Below are 24,598 nucleotides of genomic sequence, written 5' to 3'. Positions count from 1 at the left end.
TTGATATGATCTACTTAAAATTTGCCTTGGGAGTGTGTTCAATGACGTTAAACAAATTTCAGGCAGTTATTCATGAAACGGATAGCGCGATAATTGTACAAGTAGGCGGTGAGCTTGATTTGGCCGCAGCGCCTGAGCTGCGCTCCCTGCTCGAAACGGTTGTCAATCGTACAGAGAAAACGCTGGTTCTTGATACGGAACGCCTTGCTTATATCGATAGTACAGGTATCGGCATCGTGGTGTCGGTCATTAAAGCGCGTGATGAGAAGAAAGCCGAATTTATCGTTAAAAATATTCCAAGAAGCATTAAGCGGCTATTTGATATTACAGGCATTTCAGGTTATATCAACGAAGGGACCGTAAGCTAAGCATGAAGCGTATTGTGATGCAAATACCGGCGGACGCACAATATTTGGATATCGTGAGGCTTGGCCTGTACGGTATTGCTTCTAAAATGGGTTTTTCGTACGAGGATATCGAAGATATGAAGGTTGCTGTGGGAGAAGCTTGCAATAACGCTGTTTTACACTATACGCCACAACAAGCGGGCGAGCGGGAGGCGGTCGATGCTGTTCAAGCAGCTGAGGACGAGCTCCAAATTATAGTTGAATTTGAAGTGCTGCCAGACAGCTTGACGATTAAAATTACGAATAGCGGAGCAGGCTTTGAAGCTGGCGCCTATATGGAAAAGGCAGGGCCGCTCGAAGGTGAAGATACGAGCGGTTTGGAGGTTGGCGGACTGGGCTTGTATTTAATGCAAGCGCTAATGGATGAGGTTAATATACATTCCGCCGAATGTACGCAGGTTGTCATGACCAAGCGCCTTCTGCCGCTGCAATAACACATAACCACGACTAAGGCATGGGACGCCCCGGCAAGTCGTGGTTTTCTTTTTTTATATCGCTGGCCAGCTGCTGTTTCATTCCTTGTGGAGCAGGGTAACTTAAACGTAACAAGAAGCACAAGGAAAGTAAGGGAGGCTATGATTATGCTATGGGAAATAGGGGTTTTGATAGCAGCAATTGCTTTTGCAATACTCGTTTATTATGTGATAGAGGCGCTTAGATCGCTCAAGTATTCTCTAGATGAGATGAGGGTAACTTTAGTCGAAGTGAAGCATGAGATATCGGCAATCGGTACAGAGGTGAAGGGCGTCGTTCAAACGACAAACTCTGTTGCAGATGATGTAAATATGAAGCTCAAATCGCTTGATTCGCTGTTTGGCTCGCTGGATGATGTGGGCCATGTCGTTCAGGAAGCGACCTCGGCGGTTAAGGAATCGGCTGTCGCACTCATTTCCTCTGTTAAAACAGGGCAGAAGCTGCGGAAAGAAAGAGCCGTCGTACAAGCCAAAGCGGAAGCAGCAAGGCCGAAAGTGGCAGTGAATAGCACGAAGACGGAATTAATTGCCCAAGGAGCAACGCTTGCGGCGAAGGTGCTGCAGATGCTTGTAGAGCGTAAAGCCAATACGGCAGCAGCAGATAACGTATCCAGGCCAGCTGCTATGCATAATACAGCTTCTAGCAGACAGTAAACAGATCTTTTGCAGCATGACGTACAGAACTTAACATTTCACTGTAGAAAGGAAAGAATGGCTGATATGAAAACATCGGTGCAGTTGACAATTCCAGCGGAGGCAGATTATCTCGATATCGTAAGATTGACCTTATATGGTCTTGCCGTTAAATTAGGTTTTGAATATGAGCAAATTGAAGATATGAAGGTAGCTGTGGGCGAGGCGTGCAATAACGCGATTATACATGGTTATGAGCATCGCGGCTCGGGCGAGCTTCATGTGAGTTTTGAACAGCAGCTTGACGGCTTGAAAATTTGCGTTCGTGACAATGGAACCAGCTTTAATTATGAACAGGCTGTTAACCGTACAGCGGGGGCGCTTCATGCGACGAGGCTTAGCGAGGCTCCAATTGGAGGACTTGGTTTGTATATGATGCAAGCGCTCATGGATCATGTGGAAGTGAATACGACTAGCGGTACGGAGGTCATTCTTACAAAACTGCTTGGCAGAAAAGAGGAGATGGCATGAGTACAAAACCCTCCTCCAAAGCTCCAAGCGAAATAGCCGCATTCATGCAAACCTACCGAAATGAAGGTTGTAATGAAGCGGCTACGGCGCTTCTGGTGCATTATGAGGATATCGTTCGGATGGCTGCTGGCAAAATGTCTCGCAGCCGCCCGGATTTATATGAGGACTTATATCAGGTAGGCCAAATGTCGCTGCTGCGGCTCTTTAAACAATACGACCCTTCAATCGGTATCCCGTTTGAAGGTTATGCGATGAAAAGCGTCATTGGCAACTTGAAGAATTATTTGCGTGACCGCTCTTGGTATATTCAAGTGCCTAGACGTGTAAAGGAAAAGGGCAGCATGCTTCAGCATGCGATTGATGAGCTGACGGTAAAGCTGGAACGCTCGCCGAAAGTGGAGGAAATCGCCGCCCATCTGGAGCTTACGCAGGAAGAGACGATTGAAATTTTGGCAGGACGTGATTATTATCATTACACATCGCTTGATACGCCGTTGACGAGCGAAGGGGATGGCGCTTCTATTGGCGATCTCATTGCGAATCCGTCCGATGAATTTAAAGCGCTTGATATGAAGCTGGATATAGGAGAAGCAATGAAAAGTCTCAAGGAAGAAGAACAGACCGTCATCCATTTAATCTATCAGGAAGGCCAGTCGCAGCGAATGATAGCCGATAAGCTGGGCGTTTCGCAAATGAGCGTTTCCCGTATTCAGAAGCGTGCGATTGAGAAGCTGCGGGCATGGCTGTAGGTTTCTCCGCGTGCCTCGTTTCCTTGCCATACTCTTAGCAATGATGATAGAGTTGTAGGGATGGTGGGAATGGAGGAATGACTTATTTGGCGTTCGATGCGCTTTACGATAAGAGCGAAAATCTTATTAGGCTACCTTAGCATTCTATTATGCTTAGCTGTTGCGATTGTCATTATTGTAACCCGGATAAACGCTTTGCAGAGCGAAATCAATTTTGTCGCTGATCATGATATTGCCGTTCATGAAATGGTCGATCAGCTTGAAATCAATATGCTGGATATGCAAAATGGGCAGCGCGGCTACGTCATTAGTGGTGACGAGAAGTATTTGGTTCCTTATAACGATGCCAATTTAGTATGGGGGAGCAATTATAATACGCTGCATGAGCTATTGAGTGATAATCCTGCCCAACAGGCCAATTTGGAGGAAATTAAAGGGAATATTGAGCAATGGGGCAAGTTTGCAGGTCAGCCCGTTGTTCAACTGCGTAAAGAAAACAAGATGGATGCGATCAGGACCTATTACGCGAGCGATTTGGGCAAGGAAATTGTGGAAAAGGTTCGTACCCAGCTGGATCAGCTTCGTACTTCGGAGAAGGAGCTTACGAAGCAAAGGGTGGAGACGCTCTCACAAAATAATGTCAATTTGCAATACGTATTATTTATTGCATTTGCGTTAGTGACGATAAGCGCGATCGCTGCTGCTATGTTCGTCTCAGGCGCCATCGTTCGTACGATTAGGGATGTCAAACATACGATTCGCAGCATCATTGCTTCAGAAGGCGATATTAATGAGCGTATTCGCGTGAATACGAAGGATGAAATTCGCGAGCTGGCCGAGGCGACCAATGAATTGCTGGACAACGTCAATGAAGAAAGCTGGGTACAGAAGCGTACCGTGGAGGTAGCGGATATGTATCAGGGCTTTAAGCATATTGCTGATCTGTCCGAAGCGTTTGTCTATCAAGTAACACCGATGCTGGATGCTACTTATAGCGCCATTTATTTGCGCCATGTCCAAAATGGTGTGACTACCTATGTGAAAACGGCTTCCTTTGCCGGACATGACCATGCAATAGAAGCAGCTGTAAGCTTCAAGCCTGGAGAAGGTATTGCAGGCCAATGTGTCGTTGACAAACGGCTGTATCATTTGACAGATTTGCCGATGGGATATGTTAAAGTCCGCTCTTCCTTAGGCGAGGCTTCTCCTCGCAGCTTGCTTGTGGCTCCTGTTTTCTTCGAGGGTAAAGTATTGGCGGTTGTAGAGTTTGCCTCTTTAGGAAGCTTCGAAGATAAGCATCTTACGCTTATTAAAGCGCTGCAGGAAAGCCTTGGCGTAGCTATAAACAGCGTCGTAGGTCGTATGGAAATCGAGCGTCTGCTCAATGAATCACAAATGCTGACCGAGGAGCTGCAGGCGCAGTCCGAGGAATTGCAGGCACAGTCTGAGGAAATGCAAATGCAGCAGGAGCAGCTGCGCCTGACGAATGACTATTTGCAGGAGCAGCGGGACTTGGCCGAGCAGCGCAATACCCAGCTGGAGCAGACGAAGCATGAGCTTGAGGATTATTCCGAGAAGCTTGTGCAGAGCTCGCAGTATAAGACGGATTTTCTGGCCAATATGTCGCATGAGCTGCGTACGCCGCTTAACAGCATTTTGATTTTGTCGCAGATGCTTTATGAGAATGAAAATAAGACGATGACGGAGGAAGAGCAGCATTATTCCCACGTTATCCATTCGGCGGGCAAAGATTTGCTTAGCCTGATCGACGATATTTTGGACTTATCGAAAATCGAAGCCGGCAAGCTGGAAGTGACGATCGATGATGTCAATATGACAGAAATTCCAATGCTGATGCGCCAGTTATTCGATCCCGTAGCGGAGAAAAAACAGCTTTCCTTCGTTACTGTCTTCGATGAGCAAGCACCGCCTATTATCTCGACGGACGGTCACCGCTTGCAGCATATTTTGAAAAATCTGCTGTCCAATGCGTTTAAGTTTACAGATAGCGGTTCCGTGCGCCTCAGTATTTCTTCTGTGGAACAAGCACGAATGCTGGAGCTGTATAATGGCGAGGCGCCATCCGATACGATGATTGCCATTTCGGTAACCGACAGCGGTATTGGCATTTCGCCAGACAAGCAAGCCATTATTTTCGAAGCGTTCCAGCAAGCCGATGGGACGACGAATCGCCAATATGGCGGTACGGGCCTAGGCTTATCCATCTGCCGTGAATTTACCCGCCTGCTTGGAGGCAGGCTGCAGCTTGAGAGCGTGGAGGGCGAGGGAAGTACGTTTACATTGTATTTGCCAAGCTTAAGTGAAGAATTTGCAGCATTCAGTCAGGAAATGCTGAATAGCCGTGATCAGTCGGCAGCTGGTGCCAATACCGTAATATGGCTTACATCTGATGATGCTGGAGGCGACTCTAAGAAACTGGAGGATGAAGTGCTTAGCGAGGAAGAGGCGGCGCAGCTAAAAGCTCATATAGAGGATACGCGGCTGTTTGAGGGGAAAAGGGTGCTGCTCGTTGATGACGACGACCGCAATGTATTTGCACTCAAGACGGCGCTTGCCAGTAAAGGGGTTATTGTAGAATCGGCCAGCAACGGCAAGCTCGGCCTGGAGCTTTTGAATAAACAACCTGATTTTGATATTATTCTTATGGATATTATGATGCCGGTTATGGATGGATTGGAAGCTATACGCAGCATTCGCAGCAATCCGGTGCTGAAAGAGCTGCCGATTATTGCGCTCACAGCGAAAGCAATGAGAAATGATCGGGAGCGCTGCATGCAGGCGGGCGCTTCGGATTATATTAGCAAGCCGCTCCAAATAGAACAGCTCTACTCGCTGCTGCGCGTATGGATGACGAAGCAGGAGGGCCGATGAATCAAGAAGTGGAGAACGTAGAGCTAGAATTATTTTTAGAAGGCATCTACCGTTATTATGGATTTGACTTTCGGCATTACATTCGTTCGTCTCTCTTGCGCCGGATTCAAAATCGGTTGCGGATTGAAGGCATTCCTACGATTACAAGATTGCTTGATCAGGTGCTTCGGGATAAAGATATGCTGGATAAGGTGCTGCATGATTTCTCCATTAGAGTAACCGAGATGTTTCGGGACCCTGGGTTTTTCCGCGCCTTGCGCCAAGAGGTGATTCCTTATTTGCGAGGGCTTCCGGAAATAAGAATATGGCATGCTGGCTGTGCGACAGGCGAAGAGGTTTATTCTATGGCGATTTTGCTCAAGGAGGAAGGCCTCACGCAGCGCAGCAAAATTTATGCGACCGATATGAGCGAGAGCGCGATTGAGAAGTGCCAGCGCGGCGCATATCCGCTAAAGCAAATGCAAATTTATACGAAAAACTATATGGAAGCGGGCGGAATGATCGCCTTTTCCGAATATTATCAAACGGATCATCAATTTGCTTATTTTTTGCCGGAGCTGCGGGATAATATTATGTTCGCCCAGCATAATTTGGTGACGGACGGCTCGTTCAATGAATTTCATCTAATCATTTGCCGCAATGTGATGATTTATTTCGACACAACCTTGCAGCAGCAGGTCCATAAGCTGTTTTACAGCAGTTTGGCGGCGGAGGGATTTCTTGGATTGGGAAATAAAGAGTCCATTGTCCAGCTCGATAAGCATTTGCAATATGTCGAATTTAATCCGAATGAGCGGATCTATCGCAAAGCAACATTAGGCGGAGAGGCCGCAAAATAGGCTTTATAATGAAAAGAGCGGCTTGTCTGCTCTTTTTTTGTGTTATATAATTTTTTTGCCAATAGGTAAAAAAGGCAGGGATGCTATCAAAGATTGTCGAATACTTTAGGAGAAATGGGCTAGTGATGAATTTTCGAAGCTTTGAGGTGCAGGAATGAGAGAAGTATTGAGATACGCAAGGTTCATCGTATTATTCTTCGTTTTATCCATCTGTTTAATGGTCCCTCGAGCTTTTGCGAGCCCTCCTCCTCCACCAATAACATATATTGATCAGTGGTATATTCAATGGCTAGATGAGGCAAGTCAGGAGCCGGTGCTCGCAGATGTGATGGATCAGGAGCACAATGATAGATGGATCTTGGCAACAGGCAATGATCGGCTAACCGCTAAGCCGGAAGGCTTTAACTCCGCCTGGATCAAGATTGAGGTTCCTGAGTTGAATTGGGAAAACCCAGGTATTATGCTGGACGTGAACTTTGCGCAGCAAATTCGTATATTTAATGATGGTTATCTTATTTATGAGGATGAGCGAAACTACGGTTATGAGACGAACAATATTTTGCTGAAGCTTTCTCCTCATTATTATAATAAGCCGATATACATCTATTTAAAAGGTAATGCAGATGCAAGCTCGCTCGGAATCGATGGGAGCGTGAAGCTTGGCGATTTCCAAAGCATGAATTCTAAATATTTGCAGAAAAATATTTTGGATATTATTTTGGGCGGCACGCTTGTATTTGTATCGATTTCATTGCTAATATGCATGCTGTTTGTGAACAAAATATATTGGCCAGGCTGGAATTCGTTATGTCTCCTCATGCTGTCGATTGGGGTAATGACATTGACGATTTCCCCGTATTTGTATGCATTTTTCGGCAAATCCAGCCGGGTGTATTATTATTTGTTTGATATATCCTCGACGTTTATTATGACCTGGATCTTTTTATTTTTTGAGCAAATTATTAGTAAAGGTACAAGCCGGATCTTAAAATATTGCTTGCGTGTCCAATTAGTCATCTCTATTGGAAGCTTCGCATGGCTGCTGCTGAGCGTCCTGCTGGGCGGAAGGATCTTGCATTATTATGAGAGCATCGTTCCACTCATCTTTGCTTCGTCCGTCATTATTGGCAATATCATTTTGATCTCGGTGCTTGCATTTTATTGTGTGAAGCGAAACCGGGAAAGCATTATTATTTCCGCAGGCTTTGCGCTGTTTGCGCTAACCGTGGTGTCCGAGCTGGTCATTTATTTTACGCAAAAAGATTATGAAATGTTTTATTGGAAATGGGGAACGCTGTTTTTCCTCTTTTCTTTAATTGTGGTGTTGATCCGGCGGATCATTAATAATTATGAGCAAATGCTGCTGTACTCCCGAAAGCTGGAAGTCTTCAATAATGAGCTGCAGCGTTCGGAGAAAATGGAAATTATTAGCCAGCTCGCCGCATCGGTTGCACATGAAGTGCGCAATCCGCTTCAGGTGACACGCGGCTTTCTCCAGCTAATTGGCCACCGTTCCGCTGATCAGAAGGATAAAAACTATATGCTGCTCGCTATCGACGAGTTGGATCGGGCTTCCAGCATCATTACGGATTTCTTGACCTTTGCCAAGCCTCAGGTTGAAATGACGACGATATTGAATATAGCCGAGGAATTGGGACAAATTGAAGCGATTTTATCTCCGCTAGCTACAATCCAAGGTGGAGAATTGCGGGTAGAGTCGAATTTTGAACTGTATGTGCGGGGGAATTCCTCTAAATTCAAGCAAGCGATTATTAATATTGTGAAAAATAGCATCGAAGCGCTGCCGACAAAGGGAAGCATCGACATTATTGCCTATCAGGAAGATTCTACCGTCATTATTCGCATTAGCGATAATGGAGTCGGGATGGAAGAGAGCGAGCTGGAAAGATTGGGCGAGCCGTATTTCTCCAATAAGTCCAAAGGTACGGGGCTTGGGCTGATGGTGACCTTCCGCATTATCGAAGTGATGAACGGCCGGATCTATTTTAACAGTATTAAAGGAGTAGGCACGGAAGCGTTCGTAAGTTTGCCTATAGCAGAAATTCAATAAAAGCGCCTTGCCGTCCCGGCAGGGCGCTTGATTTATGACTGTACGTAGAGGTTTACTTCCAAGGTGGTGATGCGACAGCCGCTTGGGAGCTATCAGCAGGGCTGACAGGAATAACGAGATAGTAGCTGTTAGTTTGTTCTTCTACTGCTTTTACTTCAACGCCTTCTGGAATTTCAACTTGAAACGCCTCTTTAATAGCGGCACGTGGATCAGCAAGGAGCTGCTTCTTGAAAGCCTCATCTTCCCATGCTTTCTGAATAATTTGCTGTCGTAAATTGTTTTCGCTGCTCATACTTTTCCACCTTTCTAGTATTATGTATAAGTTCCATTTACATATTGTAACATGAAATTTCGACAAAAACTACTATATATTTTCAGAAAATACTGTTGAAAATAAGCATATTTTGGCGAATTTCGTCATGCTAGTGTTTGAAAAAGTCCGCCTTCCATTTGTTTTTGTCGAGCTAGCTCTATATTATGGGCATCCTTTGCGAGGGAAGCGGTGATGGAGGCATGAAATGCCAGCAAATGACCAGCCTTAAGGCCTAATTGTTGATGGGCTTGCTCAAATTGGCAAGCGAGCTCCGCATAGTCCGTTAGTAGCCCCTGTACATATATTGCTTTCCTTAATTTACTGACTGTAATAGGCGACTGCTCCGGCCATTTATCCATGAAAAACGCTAGTAATCCGTTATAGCTTCCATCTGCCAGATCAGCTTCCCAATCCGTCCAATCATCGGCCATCTGAAGCGCTACGAGTACATAATCAACAGCTCGTTCCACTGCTGGTATGAAGGCTTGCTGGCCCGAGAGGAGCAGGGCTCCGGTGCTGGCTATTTTCACGAGGGACGACTTTAAAGCGGTGCGAAGCGGATCGGTATTAAAATAATCTTCAGCGGACTCCTGGGCCACGCCAATCGACCAATCGGCCATGTAGCGGCCGTAATACTCCCAAAACCTAGAGTCAGAGGTGTGAAGACAGTGCAGAACACCGTACATCTGCGTATAAAATAAATGGCTCAAAGCCAGCTTCTGTCTGCTCTCCGCACTCCCCGAATCCATCACTTCATCCACAATGAAAAAATGCAGCATGCCGAATACATTGGCAAGCGCAAGCTGCTCGCATTGCTCCTCGGTCACAGAGGCCATTTCCGTCATCCAATAGGGCAGCAAATAGCCGATATAGTTCTGGTTGCCGCTGCGATGCAGAGGATTAATATGCGTGATATATGCTTGTCCCGTTTGATTTAGCGGTTCGGGAAATTTTGCCGTTATTTGCTGTGCTTTGGTGAAAACAGCTTGCAGACTGGATTCAAAAGGAGTGATAAATGGCATGGGATCATAGTCCTCTTATCTTGATATAATAGGCTTAAAGGCTTATAAAATAATATGTTTTCCAGTATTATACTTTGTTTTGACGGTTGAAGATAGAGGGGAAGTTAAGTAAAATGTAGAAACTTGGAACTTTTTTATGGAAAAACGATAAAAAGAGCGCGGCGATTGCCGAAGGGAGGCGCGAATGGGACAAAACGGGCTTTTAATGAAACCAGTCGTTCCGATTTTGCGAATTTTTGATGAAGCACATGCTAAAGCGTTTTATATGGATTTTCTCGGCTTTCGGCTGGATTGGGAGCATCGTTACGAGGCGAATTTTCCATTGTATATGCAAGTATCTAATGGCTGCTGTGTGCTGCACTTATCCGAGCATCATGGCGACAGCTGCCCCGGCGCAGCTATTCGTATTGAAACGAGCCAAATTGAAGCCTATCATACCCGTCTGCTGGAAAAAGAGTATCGTTACGCCAAGCCTGGACTGGAACGAACGCCATGGCACACACTCGAATGCGTCGTGACGGATCCGTTCGGCAATCGGCTGCTTTTTTATGAAAACCAAATGAAATAAGCCATACAAGCGGGCCTGAATCATTCCGCCGTATGGCTTTTTCTATTTAGAATATAACGGCGACAGCCAGTCAGCGATAATGTTCATCCAGCTTTTGCCGCTGCAGCAGCACGCGTGCCTCATCAGCTGGAATCGGGCGCGAGAACAAGTAGCCTTGCAGACGCTCGCATTTGAGCTCGGCCAGCATTTCCAGTTGGGACACGACCTCGACCCCTTCGGCCAAAACATCAAGCTGGAGGCTGTGGGCAAGCCTGATGATGGAATGGACAATCGATATATCAGGCGTGACGTTGATCATATCGCGAATAAAGGACTTGTCGATTTTCAGTGTATCAATCGGGAGCTTTTGCAAATAATGCAGCGAGCTGTAGCCTGTTCCAAAATCATCAATGGCGATGCTCACGCCGAGCGTCTTGAGCCGGTTCAGCTTGTTGATGACCTGGTCGGCACCTTGCAGGCCGATGCTCTCGGTAATTTCCAGCTCCAGCAAATGAGGAGGCAGCTTCGTTTCGAATAAAATATGCCGGATCGTCTCAAATAGGCTGTCATCCTCAAATTGCTTCATCGATATATTAACCGCAATTGTTACCGGCATCAGTCCTTCATCTATCCAGCGCTTCTGCTGCTCACAGGCTCGGCGCAGCACCCATTCGCCGAGCTGGATAATCATGCCTGTTTCCTCAGCCAGCGGAATAAACTCCAACGGGGAAATGAGTCCCCGCTCCGGCATGTTCCAGCGGACAAGCGCCTCAAAGCCAGAGATTTTCCCTGTGCTCGCTTCAACCTGCGGCTGATAAAACAGCGTCAGCTGCTCCTGCTCCAAAGCGATCGCGAGCTGCTTCTCCATCGTAGTGCGGCGAACGATAGATTCATTCATTTCCGAGGTGAAGAAGAGATAATTGTTTTTCCCCTGCTCCTTCACTCGGTACATGGCGATATCAGCAAACTGAATCAGCTGCTCGGACGATGTGCCATGGTCGGGATATAGGCTGATGCCGATACTTGCTGTGGATAGCAGTCGATTGTTGTCGTAGATGATGGGTACGGCGATTTCGTCAAGTATTCTTCCTGCCAGCTGCTCGGCCTCTTGGGCCCCTGCATGATTCAGCAAAATAATAAACTCATCTCCACTGAGCCGGGCAATCGTGCCGCTGTCTCCCACGCACTTGCCCATACGCAGCGCGGTTTGCTCCAGCAAAAAATCGCCAGCCCGGTGGCCAAGCGTATCATTAATGAGCTTAAAGCGATCCAAATCGACGAAAAGCACGGCGAATTGCCTGTCGATGCATGTGCTGCATTGCGCCAAAGTTGCGGTCAGCGTCTCGAAAAACGAATGGCGGTTCGGCAAGCCCGTCAAGGAATCGAAATAAGCGATGCGGGAAATCGTCTCCATCGATTGTTTTTGCGCGGTCACATTTTGGGCCACGATGTAGAACCCGGCGAGCTGCTCCTCGACAATAATGGGAATGACTGTTGCATGCAAATAAACAAGCTCGCCCGTTTTATTTGTAATCGACGTTTCCTGATGAATAGTCCGTCCTTCATGGACTTTCTCGAGCAGCTGCTGAAGCTGCCAAGCCTCCACATCGTTGATCAATTCGCCAACCGAATGTCCGATAAGCTCAGATGCGCAGTGGCCAGTGACCGTCTCAAAGGCCGAATTGACGCTCAGCAGCGTCCCTTTCAAATCAAACCACAGAACGATATCCGGATTATGCTCAAAAAGCGATTTAAAGCGCTGCTCGCTTACTTCCAGGCGCTTCTCATGCCATTTGCTGAGCGTAATATCGTGGACGACGAGCATAAAGCCGAGCGGCATACCTCGAAAGGAGCGAAGCGCCTTGCCGACGATTCGCACGATGCTTCCGGCTTTTCCTTCGCCTGGCTTCAGCCACAGCTCTTGGACAATATCCTGCTCCCCTTGCAGCAAGCGGTTCAGGGGCTGCTGATCGGAAGGGAGCGGTATAGCCCCGTTTATTTTAAAATAAAGCGGGTAAATGCTGTCCTTAGCTGCCGCTGTAGCGAGAAAACCGTATTTTTCCGCTACGTGGTTGCTCATAACGAGTTGTCCATCTGTATGATAAATGACGATGCCTTCATTCATATGATTAAATAGCAGCCTGCTAATCGGTCGTATAAGCTTGCCGATGCCAGGCCGATAAATGGTTTTTGCAATATGTTGGGTGATAGACAAGGGCTGCTGACACTTCCTCATGAGGTTAATTTAAGTTTATGTTATGTTTGTTGAGAATAATTGTCAACGGCTTCCCGCCTGCTGGTTGCTTGTTAAGAAAAGCGGAAGAGGTATGTGCCATCATTGCCATAAAAATATAATTGACAATGATTCTCAATAGGAATATACTTCGCAATAGAATAAATTCACACGACGTGGATCATTAAAAGGGGATATTTCGAATGAACTGGAAGTTACTCGCAATTTCATTATCTTGTGCAAGTTTATTAATTCTTTCGGCTTGCGGATCTGATACTGCTACCAATACAAAAACAGACAATGGGGCAGCAGCAACGAATACAGCTGCAGAATCGCCGGCAGCGTCGGAATCTCCAGCTGCTACAGTAGCGCCTGCCACGGAAGAGGAATGGCAGCCTGTTCTTGATGAATATCGCGCCTTTACGATTAAAGAGGCGGATTCGCTCGTTATTGAAACTGAAAAATTCGTCAATGCCGTTAAAGCGGGCGATATCAGGGCGGCGAAGCAGCTGTATGCGCCATCGAGAATGTATTATGAAAGAATCGAGCCAATTGCTGAAGCTCTGGGCGATTTTGACCCGCATATTGATGCCCGTGAAAATGATGTCGATGAGAAGGAATGGAGAGGCTTCCACCGTATCGAGAAAATTTTATGGGAAGAAAATACGACAAAAGGCGCTGAAGGTTATGCCGACACGCTGCTTGAGGATATCAAGCTGCTTCGCGCTTTGATGGAGACGGTTGAAATCGAGCCAAGCCTGCTCGTTACGGGAGCTGTTGAGCTGCTGAACGAAGTATCCTCCTCTAAAGTAACCGGCGAGGAAGAGCGTTATTCGCATACGGACTTGTATGATTTTGTTGCGAACGTGGAAGGGGCAGAGAAAATTTATGAGCTGCTTCAGCCGCAGCTGAACAAGCATGACGCCGCGCTGGAAACGTTGATTGGCACAAGCTTCAAAAATCTTGATGATGCGCTTGCTGTTTATAAAGATGGCGATGGCTATAAATCTTATCTGGATTTGAAAGAAGAAGATACGAAGAAGCTGAGCCAGCTGCTCGACGCTTTGGCAGAACCGCTTTCACAAATGGGCAAAATTTTGGGGGCTTAATGTTATGAGTTCTACTACTAACAACGATGACCAACAGAAGCATAATCAGAAGCAGGCTGGCGACAGCGTGCTGGAAAAACCGATGAGCCGCAGGGATTTACTGCGGCTCATGGGCGTTGGTGGGGCTGGTTTGCTGGTCGGTGCGACTGGCGTAGGCGGCATCATGCAGGCAGCGAGCAAAAGCCTGTCCGTCGCAACGACGACAGGGGCCGAAGCGGGAGCAAGTGGAGATGTGCTGCCGTTTTATGGCGCTCATCAGGCAGGCATTGCGACGCCGTCACAGGATTTTATATTATTTGCCGCTTTTGATCTGACGGCAGCTTCAATAGATGAGGTGCGTACATTGTTTCAAGCATGGACAGCCGCATCGGCTGCGATGACGCAAGGAACGATGATTGGCACGGACAATAACAATCTGAATCTGCCGCCATCTGATACGGGCGAAGCCGCAGGCCTGTCGCCTTCCAAAACAACGATTACGTTCGGTGTTGGGCCGAGCTTTTTTGATGGACGCTTCGGGCTGTCAGGCAAGAAGCCATCGTCGCTTGAGGACCTTCCGGCATTTGGCGGCGATGAGCTGCAGCCTGAATGGTGCGGTGGCGATATTGGCGTGCAGGTATGCGCGAACGATATGCAGGTCGCTTTCCATGCCATTCGCAATTTGACGCGTATTGCACGTGGCAAAGCGGTGCTGCGCTGGACGACAGAAGGGTTTCAACGCACCTCTGGCGCCGATAAGCAGGGCGCGACACCACGCAATTTAATGGGCTTCAAGGATGGTACCGCGAACCCGGATACGAGCGATGAGGCACAGATGAAGCAAGTCGTCTGGGCTTCGGCTGATGACGGCGTGCCGTGGATGGCGGGCGGAAGCTATATGGTCGTCAGAAGAATCCGCATGCGAGTAGAGGTGTGGGATCGCTCAACGCTGTCTGACCAAGAGGCAACCTTCGGACGACACCGGGAGAGCGGTGCTCCAATTGGCAGCCTGAAGGAGTTTGACACCGTTGATGTTAACAAAAAGGATGAGAGCGGCAAGCCGGTCATTCCAGCTAACTCGCATCTGGCACTTGCTAGAGGGGACGGCTCTTTGAAAATATTGCGCCGCTCCTACTCCTACTCCAGCGGTCTGGACAATCGGACCGGTCAGCTGGATGCGGGGCTGCTGTTCATTTGCTATAACCGCGATACGAGCAAGCAGTTTATCCCGATGCAGACGAAGCTCAGCCGCATGGACAAGCTGAATGAATATATCGTGCATACGGGCAGCGCCGTGTTTGCTTGTTTCCCTGGCGTTAGCGAGGGCGGCTATATTGGAGAGACGTTATTGTAGCGGGAGAGAGGGGAAGCGGCATATGGTTTTAGGTAGAAGCCGTTACAGCATAGGCTGGAAGTGGCTGGGCATTATCGTCATTTTGGCGGCGATAGCTTTAGGAGCGATCGGCGTAAGGCCAGCTTTTGCAGAAACGTCCAGCGATTTGGATAAGCTGCTTCCGCTCGTTGGCGGAGCGCTTGCGGCGGCAAGCCAGAGCGACTGGGAGCAGGCATCCGGTCATATAAAAGAAGCAAATGAACGTTGGAAGCAGCTAAACGTGAAAAAATCAGATTTATCAGCCGATGTCGATTCCGCGCTGGCTCATGCGATCGTGCTGTTGGATGAGGCAGACAACAAGCCGGATGAAGCCAAAGCTTCCTTATCCGAGCTGGCGAAAGCGATTAATAAATATGTGAAAAGCGTCCAGAAGGACGATCAAGCTAAGCTGACCGGCAAGGAAGCCGCGAAGCAGCTTCTGCCTATGGCAACGAAGCTGCTGATCGAAATTCAAGGGGAGCAATGGGTGAAGGCGAGCGCGAATTATAAGACGATTAACGATAATTGGCTGACGATTGAACCTGCGATTCGCTCGGAAAACTTCACCGTTTACGGCAAGCTGGAGACGGCCATGAGCATGATCCGAATTGCGCTTCAGGCCGAGCCGCCGCGTGCGGAGCAAGCCGAGACGGAAACGAATGCGATGATTCAACTGATTAATGACTACATTGCTGGCAAAATCGATGCAGCCTCTGCACCTGCGGAAAAGCTGGGTATTGCTGACCTGATTGCGATCGTTGATAAAGCGGCAAAAGACATAGCCGCAGGCAATTTGAATGAGGCCGATGGCCAAATGCAAGCCTTCATTTCAAAATGGCCTTCGGTCGAGGGGCAGGTGCAAATTCGCTCTGCTGATGCTTATACGAAAATCGAAATTAAAATGACGGCGGTATCGGGCTATTTGCTCTCCAATCCGCCAGTACCAGATAAAGCCCAAGCGGTAATTGCCGAAATCAGAGAAATACTCGCTCCGATGGTGGAGGAAACGCGTTATACCGCTTGGGACGCTGGAATGATTTTGCTCCGCGAGGGGCTTGAGGCGATTCTCGTGCTTGCGGCCCTACTGGCTTATTTGAAAAAATCGGGCAATGAGTCGAAGCGCGTCTGGGTATGGTCCGGCGTCTGGGTCGGCCTGCTGCTGAGCGCTGTTATGGCTGTGCTGCTCACCTATGCGATTGCTCAGGCGGCGGCTGGCAGCGCGCGAGAAGCGATTGAGGGCATCGCCGGTCTTGTTTCCGTTATCTTGATGATCACGGTCGGTAATTGGCTGCACAGCAAAGCGAATTTGCGCAGCTGGAACAGCTATATTGACAACAAGATGGGCAGTGCCATTGCGCGCGGCAGTCTGTGGTCCCTGTTCGCTGTATCGGCGCTTGCCATTATGCGGGAAGGGGCGGAGACGACGATTTTTTATGTCGGCATGGCACCTTCCATTGATCCATTACAAATGATTTTAGGGATCGGCGTAACGTTTCTGCTGCTCGTGGCGATTGCTTTCGTCATTATTCGCTTCAGCACGAAGCTGCCCATTCGCCCGTTTTTCATTGTGGCATCGGTGCTCATTTATTATTTGGTGTTCCGTTTTATGGGAGAAAGCATTCACTCGCTGCAGGTCGCTGCCTGGCTGCCTACACATGCGGTAAGCGAGCTGCCTGCTATAGGTTTCCTTGGTTTTTATCCGACGCTGGAGACGGCGCTTACGCAGCTTGCGGTATTGCTGGTCATTATCGTGATGTTCGTGTGGCAGCAGGTGAGAAGAAAAGCTTAGTTAGCCATTATAACTATTTTGCGAACAATCTAAAGCGGATGCTTGCCTTTGTGGCGGGCATCCGCTTGCTGTTTGGCGTCATGACTATTGGTTTAATAGGGAATATGATAAACTAATAACAACCCAGATAAAGGTGGAGAAAACGATGAAGGCTCAAACGATGCTTATATCCGCACTGCTGTTTGCATTCGTTATTGCGTTGTTTGCCGTAATAAATGTCAATTCGGTGCAAGTTAATTTTATGTTTGCGCAGACTCAAATTCCGCTCATCCTCGTCATTCTCGCTTCGACGCTCCTTGGCGGATTAGTGATTGGATTATTTGGAATGGTGCGTGTATTCCGTTTGCAGCGCCAGGTTAAGCTGCTGAATAAACAGGTGAATGAATTAACAGCTGAGGTGGAAAAAAAGGCAAAGCCGGAGCTCAAGCCATTCAGCATCGATGAGATTGCTGCTCCTCAGGCGCGGACGTCCGTAGATCATTAATGGCTCGTTATTTATACAGCTACAGCTGTCATGAAGAGGAATTGGAGCTATGCCGTCTGGAGCTTAGCCGCTTGCTGGATGCTCCGCTAAGCGATGGCTTTGTCGTGAGCGAGCATCGCGTTCATCCAAGCCGCAGTCCGTTTCTGAAGCGACGCGTTGAGCTTGCCCTTTCAGGAGCAAGTTTGCCGGAGCTTCTAGAGCAGCTGCCGCTTGTCGATTTGAATGGAGCGACATTCAAGGTGCTTTGCACAGTGGCGGATGCTCCATACAGCTATGAAGAGCAGCGCGGACTAGAGCGTTCCGTCGGTGCATCACTAATTGGCGTCGCGGACATGCGGCGGCCAGAGCGTCTGCTGGGCATTACCTTTTGGCAGCAGCGTTATTGGTTTGGCGACTGTGAGGAAGCGAGCGCAGTCTGGCTCGCCCATCGGCAGAAGCCGCAAAATTATTCAACAGCACTTGGCACAAGAGTGGCTCGGGCGGTAGTTAACATTGCCGCAGGGCCGAATGGCGAGGTGTTGAGTATGATCGATCCATGCTGCGGCATGGGCACCGTGCTGATTGAAGCGCTGTCGATGGGCATTGCGATTCGTGGCGTGGATCGCAATCCCCTTGCGGTGCGGGGGGCCCGGGTCAATCTTGCTCATTTTGGCTATAGTAAGGAGCTTGTTTCACTGGGCGATATGCGTGAGCTGGAGGGGCATTATGATGCGGCAATCGTAGATCTGCCATATAATTTATGTTCGGTCTTGCCGATTGGCGAGCAGCTTGATATGCTGGAAAGTGTAAGACGGCTTGCTGACCTTGCAGTCATTGTGACGACGGAGCCGATTGAAACGCAGCTTTCAGCCTCCGGCTTTAGCTCGGTAGATCGCTGCGAACTGCATAAGGGCGCTTTTACAAGATTTATTACGCTGGTTAAATAATAAAGCGAGGTGATAATATGTCGGACGTGGAGAACAAGGAAGTACAGGAGCAGCCTAAGAAGCTGACTCAAGCGGAGAAAGCCAAGCAATTGCTGGCTCAGAAGAAGCAAGGCAAAGCGGATGGCTTCGCACAAGGCGGCTTTTCAACAAACACGCAGCAAATGAAGAGCCAGAACACGAAGAAGGTCAACAATCAACGCAAAAAGATGGGCGTGTAGTCAGCTTTCAGCTGGGTGATGCCTCATCGTCTGAATAGCCTTTTGCTATGCTGGGAATGCAGCGTAGCGGGAGGCTTATTTTTAAATATAGGAAAGTATATGATTTTCCCATCCTTTCTCTATATTTCTACGCGAAACAGTAGCTTTGCCGCCAGAGGGCGGCTTCAGCCGTTTACGCTTGAAATACATCCATTTTAAGTGGCCCGTGCAGGAATGAATCGCAGCTTCTTCCCGCATAATGTACCTATACCATATTTCTTTGCGATGGAGGGAGAAGCATGCTGGCAGCAGGTGGAGGAGTCGTTAACATATTTTTGCTGGCGGGTGTGGCTACGACGAAAAGTGCCTTTAACGCTTGCCGGGACAAGCTTGATCAATTATTTCGCGAATCGGGCGTTGAGCCGCGCATTCATATTTTGCATCCTTATGGCGACAATAGCCGCAGTCTATTTCGTCAGGTGCTTGAGGTGGGCAGCGATTTGACCAGCTTTATTGCAGCTGGACGCATCGGTGGGCAAATTGCCTACCGTCAAGTGAAGGAGAAGCTGCTGAGCGCTGATGAGCCGTCCTTGTTCATCGGGCATAGCGGCGGTGGAGCGGCAGCTTATCAGGCGGCGAAAATGCTGATGGAGCGCAATCTCATGAGCAATTTCCGCGTCGTACAGGTCGGCTCGCCGCGCAATCATATTGCGCCGCAGCTGAAAGATAAAGTGTGTTATTTGTATGCCGTAAACGAGGCGGGCAAGCTTAATGATCCCGTAAGCCGCATCGGCAGTTGGGGCGGCTGGGAGCGAAGCGCTTCAGGAGTGCCGCAATGGCAGCGAATGAAGCATGCGCCTGGCAAGGTTGAGCCGATACACGTCATCGGCGGGCATGCTCATTATTTCCGCCATCAGGAGGCGTTCCGGGATCAAGATGCGATCTGCAACCTCGATAAAACGATCGACCGCTTGCGGCTATGGTTGAAAGACTGGCACTGATGTTCTACACTGTAAGTAGTAGGGCTTGCGATTTTCAGTGGTTGAAACGGAGGTGCCATAGCAATGGCAAACACGCATACGTATTCCAGACGCGAGGAAATAGCCAATGCCATCACACATGGCATTGGAGCTGCACTTAGCGTTGCTGCACTCGTTATTTTAATCGTATTTGCAGTGGAGAAGGGGACAGCTTCTCATGTAGTCAGCTTTACGATTTATGGAACAGCGATGCTGCTGCTTTATGCCGCATCGACCTTGGTGCACAGTTTTCCAGAGGGCAAGGCGAAGCGTGTTTTTGAATCGCTGGACCATTCCTTTATTTATGTATTTATTGCCGGGACGTATACGCCCATTTTGCTGCATATTGTCCAAGGGACGTTAGGATGGGTTCTATTCGGCATCGTTTGGGGCTTCGCCCTTGTTGGTGTCGTATTTAAAGCTTTTTTTGCCTCAAAGTTTTTATTTACCTCGACGATCGTGTATTTGGCCATGGGCTGGCTGATCGTTTTCGCCTGGAAGCCGCTTACGAGCCATTTGGCGCCTGGCGGCCTGCAGCTGCTCATTACAGGCGGGCTGCTCTATACGGTGGGAACCGTATTTTATATGTGGCGGGCGTTTCCTTATCATCATGCGGTATGGCATATGTTCGTGCTTGGTGGGTCCGTGCTGCATTTCTTTGCCATTCTGCTTTATATGCTGCCGTCCTAAACGTTCAAAGAAGCTTGGCAATAGACGGATGCGTTTGCATCTGCCTGCTGCCAAGCTTCTTTGTGCTTGATCTACTGCGTAAGCAGCGGGCACCAGCCGGGCGGCTCTGAACAGATGGCCAGTGCGAAAATAGGTTCCTCTACATACAGATCGTTAAAATAGCTCGGAAGCACATGGTTGGCGGCAACCGAGCCGAGCCTGAACGAGCGCTTGACCTCGCCCTTTACATGCAAGTAATAATACGTTTTTTTCGTTTGTGGCGATTGATACACAAGGGTTGGGAGATGGGGAACGATATCATATTCGTTTTGAAAACGCCAATGAGTGCCGACAAGATTGTTATAATTGCGCACAAATTTAGGATCGCCGACCCGCGGTGCCCCAAACGTATAAACGATCGGCGATTTTATTTCAGTATTCGCGGCTATATCGGCAGCTGCAAGCGTTGCCAAAGCGCCGCCTAAACTATGCCCCGTTATAAACAGAGGCTTATCTGCGGGCAACTGCTCGATAAGCGCCAATATTTGATCGCGCGCAGACATATAAATATCGGTGAAGCCTTTATGCGTATAACCGCCATTTTTCACTGGACGATAGGGCGTTTGCTGGGCGATAAAATCCGATACCCAATCGACGGCGGAGCCTGAGCCGCGGAATGCGAGCACGGAGGACTGCTCCGACATCAGCAGGAAGCCGAACGCTTCCTCCGTCTGGTCGTAGGCTCGGGCATTGAACGTCCCGACCAGCGTATAATTGCGCGGCACGAGAAACAGCCCGCTTGGATTCGTAAATTGCAAATACGTTTGACCGCATACCGCAGCCAAAAATAAAGCCGTCCGAGTGTCCAGCTGCTGCGACTCCCGGTTGTTGTTTTTTTTCAAAGTTGCCATTGCCCGACCTCCGCTCCATATTGCGTCTCAGCGCAAGAAGTTTCTGCCTAAATGCCGCCTGCAAGTGGGCAGCTGATGTTGTAGCATATGATAGGCTGGGCGACTCCGCAACCGCTTGGTCCAAGCACTGGCAAATAAATTTGGCAAAGTAACAATGGACGTAGGCGAGCTTGCACCGTTATAATAACAGGAAAAAGTTTTACGAGGGGAGCTTGCACATGACTTTGCAGATTGGTGTTATCGGTACAGGTTGGTTTGGAAAGATGCATGCTGAAAAACTGGCGCGTATGGAAGGGGTCAACGTAGCAGCATTAGTGGCTACAAGCAAGCAGAAGGCAGACGATGCGGCTAAGCCGTTTACAGATGCACGCGGTTATGAAAACGTTTCCGATATGCTCGATGACCGGAAGCTGGATGCGGTCTATATTTGTGTTCCGCCGTTTGCCCATGGCGAGATTGAAAACGAACTGGTAAAGCGCGAAATTCCGTTTCTTGTCGAAAAACCGCTTGGTGTTGATATCGAGACTCCGGCAGCTATCGGACAAGCTGTTCAGGCTAGCGGCCTGATTACATCAGTCGGCTATCATTTCCGCTATATGGATGGCACGGATAAAGCGAAAGAGCTGCTGGCGGACAGGCTGGCTGCTATGGCGATTGGGAACTGGATGGGCGGTATGCCGGGTGTCGGCTGGTGGAGAAAAATGGAAGGCTCTGGCGGACAGTTTGTCGAGCAGACGACGCATATTGTCGATTTGCTGCGTTATTTGCTCGGGGATGTGACGGAGGTTTATGCCGCATATGGCGACCGGATTATGGCAGGCAAGGAAGAAGGCGTTGAGGTTCCCGATATTGGAACGGCTACCTTCAAGCTGGCGAGCGGCGCAGTAGCTTCCATCAGCAATACCTGTGCCCTTAGCGCAGGGGATCGTGCCGGACTGCACATTTATACGGATAAAGGGGTATTGGAGCTTGGGCATCATGGGCTCATTGACATCGAAGCCAGCCGCAAAACGGAGTACGTTAACAAGCGCGATCCTTATCAGCTTGAAAATGAGGCTTTTCTGCATGCCGTTCGCACCGGCGACACTTCGCTCATTCGTTCGACCTATGCGGATGCGTTGCGGACGCAGGAAATTACAGTTGCGGCTAACCAATCGGCGAAATCGGGCCTTCCGGTTCGTTTGCCTTCGTACTTATAAGCCGCTTAGCTGAAGGAATGAAGTTATGCTCTAAAATATAATAAAGCCCCTCCATATTCGCTGAAATAGCGAGCAATGGAGGGGCTTGTTTCATAATAAATCATGTTCAGCTATAGTCGGCGTGAACGTGTCAATGGCTTCGCTGCTGACGGAGCCTGCTCCTGTGAGGCCGTCTTGGCAGACGATGGGCGCTGCCCGCTGTCTTCATCCGCAAGCGTTTCCTTGTACTTCTTGCGGCTGTGGCGGTCAGAACGAGTGGCAGCCAGCTTGCCAGAGCCGCCGCGGCCAATCAGCATATCGCCTGTCCAGCCTTTCTTCCACAGCCAGACGTAAATGAGTACGGTAATGCCGATTATGAAGGCGCAAAGAATCGTAAAGCCCCACCAGGTTTTGTCCCAAGGCAGCGGCTCCAAATTCACACCCCAAAGGGCAGAAATGACCGTTGCTGGAGTGAAAATCACGGTGAAAATCGTCAGCGTCTTCATAATATCATTGCCACGGAAGTTGGAGATCGCATCGTCCATTGAAATGAGTGTATCAATCTCCAGCGAATAATGCTTGAGCAGCGTATCAATTCGTTCCAGCTTATGAGTAATGCGCTTGTAGGCTTCGCTTTCCATAATTCCGTCGAGAAAAGCTTCCTTCACCGAGCCGTGAAGCTCGCGAACAGGCGTAAAGAGATGGCTCCAATGCAGCAAGTCATATCGCCTTTCAATGATGGTGTCCATCAGGCCGGTACGATTGGCGCTGCGCATATTATTTTCAAGATCGCCAAGCCGGTTCTCAAAGCCGTCCAGTCCTTCGTGGAAGGGGCCTAATATAACGCCGAGCATAACCAACAAGGCTTCCGGAGCGGTGTCACATGTTTCAAGCCTGCTCGTTACATCATCTGCCTGAAAGCGTATAGCTAGACGCATATCCTCATGCATCGTCACAAGCCGCTTGCCTGATACCCAGAAGTGGAACGGCTGTATATCCGTATGCACATCCGAAATCTGGATCATCAGTGTGCCATGCACAAGCGGGCCGCGCTCTGTTGCTGGGGCAACCGTAATTTGATTCGTCGTCCGTCCGTCGCATTCCTCAAGCCAGGAGGCGCATTCAGGAAGCAGCAGCTTCGCCTCCAGCTTTTGCGAATCGGCACCGCTGCCCGCCTGAACAGGGTATGGCCGCGCAGCAAGGAAGCTTTCATTATTTTTTCTGTTGTCCTTGCGTTTGGGCAGTTTCTGCCCGATCTCCGCATGCTGCCTTTCGAGCTGCAGCATTTGCCAATCCCACTGCGCGGGATAGCGAAGCACTCGATGAATCATCGCCTTGCCCCCTGCTTGTCCGATTTCCATTTCACTTCCCTCCATCATACCTTGAAAGTGTTTGTTGTACAACAACCGGGCGGCGAATCTGCAACATTGCGATTGATTCATTGCCGCTGAGGGTATAACTATTCTAAGAGCGCTCGGATGAAGCCAGCTGAAAAATGGCGTACACATCATTTGCCGAAATCAGCAGGCTTTTGTAATCACAATCAGGTTTAGGAGGAGATTCTAATGGCTAAGAAGCTGGGGATTTTCAAGACGGAGCAAGAAGTGATTGATACGGTTGCCGCATTGGAGCAAGCCGGATTCGTGCCGGGAGAGCTTCAAATTATTGCTAAGGATAGCGAGCATTCCCGCCGAATTGAAGCGGAAACCGATATTCATGCCGATGAGGTCATGGAACTGGCGCGCACGAATGGAAGCCGAGGGATGAATGAGGGGACGACGATTGCTGCTGCCGCTGTGATGCCTACGACTGGCATGACCGGAGCTGGCGGTTGGAGTGCGGTGCCAATGACAACGGATGGTTTGCTGGCGACTAATTTTATTTCAGATGACGATGGCATTAATCACGCGCTCAGAGCGCTCGGACTGGATAAAGCCGAGGATGAAAGCCGGGAAGCGATTCGTGCCGGGAGCATCATCGTCGTCGTGGAGACGGATGAGAGCCATACGATGATGGACAAAGAGGGCGGACCGAAGCTGGCGCGGCTTTCAATAGCGGAATCTGTATTTCGCAGCCAAGGCGCTGTGCATATAGCTGATATTTAGTGGATATATCAAATAAAGTTTATGTCATATAGAAAAGAAGGGCTCCGCCGATCTAAAATGTACCCCTTGTAAAGGACAATTAAAAAAAGGTTAGGCCACTTCAAGCTGCTGTCTGTATCGTGCAGGCGGCAGCTTATTTAAGTTCCATTG

24 protein-coding genes are annotated in these 24,598 nt (G+C 49.0%); 19 read left to right on the top strand and 5 right to left on the bottom strand.

The window, feature by feature from the left end; genetic code table 11:
- Positions 1-41: 41 nt before the first annotated feature.
- From ASF12_RS17425 to ASF12_RS17390, 8 genes are all read left to right on the top strand, one after another.
- Positions 42-368 carry an STAS domain-containing protein gene (locus ASF12_RS17425; RefSeq protein WP_056037176.1) on the top strand — a complete coding sequence of 109 codons (327 nt, stop codon included), beginning with the start codon at positions 42-44 and terminating at the stop codon, positions 366-368.
- A gap of 2 nt (positions 369-370) precedes the next feature.
- Positions 371-841: an ATP-binding protein gene (locus tag ASF12_RS17420; protein ID WP_056037173.1), complete on the top strand. Its 471-nt coding sequence runs from the start codon at positions 371-373 to the stop codon at positions 839-841.
- A gap of 147 nt (positions 842-988) precedes the next feature.
- Entirely contained in the window at positions 989-1,534 is a 546-nt protein-coding gene (locus tag ASF12_RS17415) for a DUF948 domain-containing protein (RefSeq protein ID WP_056037170.1), read from the top strand.
- Positions 1,535-1,591: 57 nt separating this feature from the next.
- On the top strand, positions 1,592-2,044 hold the full coding sequence (gene rsbW / locus ASF12_RS17410) for an anti-sigma B factor RsbW (RefSeq protein WP_056037167.1): 453 nt from the start codon (positions 1,592-1,594) through the stop codon (positions 2,042-2,044).
- 44 nt (positions 2,045-2,088) lie between these two features.
- Positions 2,089-2,793: a sigma-70 family RNA polymerase sigma factor gene (locus ASF12_RS17405; RefSeq protein ID WP_235533193.1), complete on the top strand. Its 705-nt coding sequence runs from the start codon at positions 2,089-2,091 to the stop codon at positions 2,791-2,793.
- 195 nt (positions 2,794-2,988) lie between these two features.
- A complete protein-coding gene (locus ASF12_RS17400; protein WP_162241906.1) occupies positions 2,989-5,685 on the top strand; it encodes a CHASE3 domain-containing protein in 2,697 nt (898 codons plus the stop codon).
- Positions 5,658-6,524, top strand: coding sequence for a CheR family methyltransferase (locus ASF12_RS17395; RefSeq protein ID WP_056037160.1), 867 nt, complete (start codon positions 5,658-5,660; stop codon positions 6,522-6,524). Before ASF12_RS17400 ends, ASF12_RS17395 begins: the two co-directional genes overlap by 28 nt.
- Positions 6,525-6,837: 313 nt before the next feature.
- The gene (locus ASF12_RS17390) at positions 6,838-8,595 is read left to right on the top strand and encodes a sensor histidine kinase (protein ID WP_162241905.1); all 1,758 of its coding nucleotides are present in this window, start codon (positions 6,838-6,840) and stop codon (positions 8,593-8,595) included.
- Positions 8,596-8,647: 52 nt separating this feature from the next.
- On the opposite strand, the gene ASF12_RS17385 is transcribed toward ASF12_RS17390, so the two are convergent.
- Positions 8,648-8,887: an NHLP leader peptide family RiPP precursor gene (locus ASF12_RS17385; RefSeq protein ID WP_056037153.1), complete on the bottom strand. Its 240-nt coding sequence runs from the start codon at positions 8,885-8,887 to the stop codon at positions 8,648-8,650.
- A 125-nt stretch (positions 8,888-9,012) separates the two neighbouring features.
- Positions 9,013-9,930, bottom strand: coding sequence for a class 1 isoprenoid biosynthesis enzyme (locus ASF12_RS17380; protein ID WP_056037150.1), 918 nt, complete (start codon positions 9,928-9,930; stop codon positions 9,013-9,015).
- A gap of 184 nt (positions 9,931-10,114) precedes the next feature.
- Between ASF12_RS17380 and ASF12_RS17375 the strand changes: the two genes are divergently transcribed.
- On the top strand, positions 10,115-10,498 hold the full coding sequence (locus tag ASF12_RS17375; RefSeq protein WP_056037147.1) for a glyoxalase superfamily protein: 384 nt from the start codon (positions 10,115-10,117) through the stop codon (positions 10,496-10,498).
- 70 nt (positions 10,499-10,568) lie between these two features.
- Here ASF12_RS17375 and ASF12_RS17370 read toward each other — a convergent pair whose 3' ends face one another.
- The gene (locus ASF12_RS17370; RefSeq protein WP_056037145.1) at positions 10,569-12,692 is read right to left on the bottom strand and encodes a putative bifunctional diguanylate cyclase/phosphodiesterase; all 2,124 of its coding nucleotides are present in this window, start codon (positions 12,690-12,692) and stop codon (positions 10,569-10,571) included.
- A 221-nt stretch (positions 12,693-12,913) separates the two neighbouring features.
- On the opposite strand from ASF12_RS17370, the gene efeO reads away from it, so the two are divergent.
- From efeO to trhA, 8 genes are all read left to right on the top strand, one after another.
- Positions 12,914-13,819 carry an iron uptake system protein EfeO gene (gene efeO, locus ASF12_RS17365; RefSeq protein ID WP_056037142.1) on the top strand — a complete coding sequence of 302 codons (906 nt, stop codon included), beginning with the start codon at positions 12,914-12,916 and terminating at the stop codon, positions 13,817-13,819.
- A 4-nt stretch (positions 13,820-13,823) separates the two neighbouring features.
- A complete protein-coding gene (gene efeB / locus ASF12_RS17360) occupies positions 13,824-15,152 on the top strand; it encodes an iron uptake transporter deferrochelatase/peroxidase subunit (RefSeq protein WP_081418878.1) in 1,329 nt (442 codons plus the stop codon).
- Between the two features lie 22 nt (positions 15,153-15,174).
- Positions 15,175-16,959: an FTR1 family iron permease gene (locus tag ASF12_RS17355; RefSeq protein ID WP_056037139.1), complete on the top strand. Its 1,785-nt coding sequence runs from the start codon at positions 15,175-15,177 to the stop codon at positions 16,957-16,959.
- Between the two features lie 145 nt (positions 16,960-17,104).
- Positions 17,105-17,443 (top strand): LapA family protein, encoded by a 339-nt coding sequence (locus ASF12_RS17350; protein WP_063892588.1) that lies wholly within the window; start codon positions 17,105-17,107, stop codon positions 17,441-17,443.
- Positions 17,443-18,369: a TRM11 family SAM-dependent methyltransferase gene (locus ASF12_RS17345; RefSeq protein WP_056037137.1), complete on the top strand. Its 927-nt coding sequence runs from the start codon at positions 17,443-17,445 to the stop codon at positions 18,367-18,369. The genes ASF12_RS17350 and ASF12_RS17345 overlap by 1 nt, the downstream gene beginning before the upstream one ends.
- Positions 18,370-18,386: 17 nt before the next feature.
- On the top strand, positions 18,387-18,587 hold the full coding sequence (locus ASF12_RS17340) for a hypothetical protein (RefSeq protein ID WP_046229059.1): 201 nt from the start codon (positions 18,387-18,389) through the stop codon (positions 18,585-18,587).
- A 278-nt stretch (positions 18,588-18,865) separates the two neighbouring features.
- A complete protein-coding gene (locus tag ASF12_RS17335) occupies positions 18,866-19,567 on the top strand; it encodes a hypothetical protein (protein WP_056037135.1) in 702 nt (233 codons plus the stop codon).
- A 63-nt stretch (positions 19,568-19,630) separates the two neighbouring features.
- Positions 19,631-20,275, top strand: a complete 645-nt coding sequence (trhA, locus tag ASF12_RS17330; protein ID WP_056037132.1) for a PAQR family membrane homeostasis protein TrhA — start codon at positions 19,631-19,633, stop codon at positions 20,273-20,275.
- Positions 20,276-20,346: 71 nt separating this feature from the next.
- On the opposite strand, the gene ASF12_RS17325 is transcribed toward trhA, so the two are convergent.
- Positions 20,347-21,165, bottom strand: a complete 819-nt coding sequence (locus ASF12_RS17325; RefSeq protein ID WP_056037129.1) for a lipase family protein — start codon at positions 21,163-21,165, stop codon at positions 20,347-20,349.
- A 218-nt stretch (positions 21,166-21,383) separates the two neighbouring features.
- Here ASF12_RS17325 and ASF12_RS17320 point away from each other — a divergent pair, with 218 nt between their 5' ends.
- On the top strand, positions 21,384-22,364 hold the full coding sequence (locus ASF12_RS17320) for a Gfo/Idh/MocA family protein (RefSeq protein ID WP_056037126.1): 981 nt from the start codon (positions 21,384-21,386) through the stop codon (positions 22,362-22,364).
- Positions 22,365-22,474: 110 nt separating this feature from the next.
- On the opposite strand, the gene ASF12_RS17315 is transcribed toward ASF12_RS17320, so the two are convergent.
- Positions 22,475-23,704 carry a magnesium transporter CorA family protein gene (locus ASF12_RS17315; RefSeq protein WP_056037123.1) on the bottom strand — a complete coding sequence of 410 codons (1,230 nt, stop codon included), beginning with the start codon at positions 23,702-23,704 and terminating at the stop codon, positions 22,475-22,477.
- Positions 23,705-23,908: 204 nt separating this feature from the next.
- Here ASF12_RS17315 and ASF12_RS17310 point away from each other — a divergent pair, with 204 nt between their 5' ends.
- A complete protein-coding gene (locus ASF12_RS17310) occupies positions 23,909-24,448 on the top strand; it encodes a general stress protein (protein WP_056037122.1) in 540 nt (179 codons plus the stop codon).
- Positions 24,449-24,598 lie beyond the last annotated feature (150 nt).

The organism is Paenibacillus sp. Leaf72, from assembly GCF_001422685.1.
GTDB lineage: Bacteria > Bacillota > Bacilli > Paenibacillales > Paenibacillaceae > Pristimantibacillus.
Note: the sequence above shows the minus strand (reverse complement) of the source record. Positions and strands in the feature narration are given on the sequence as shown.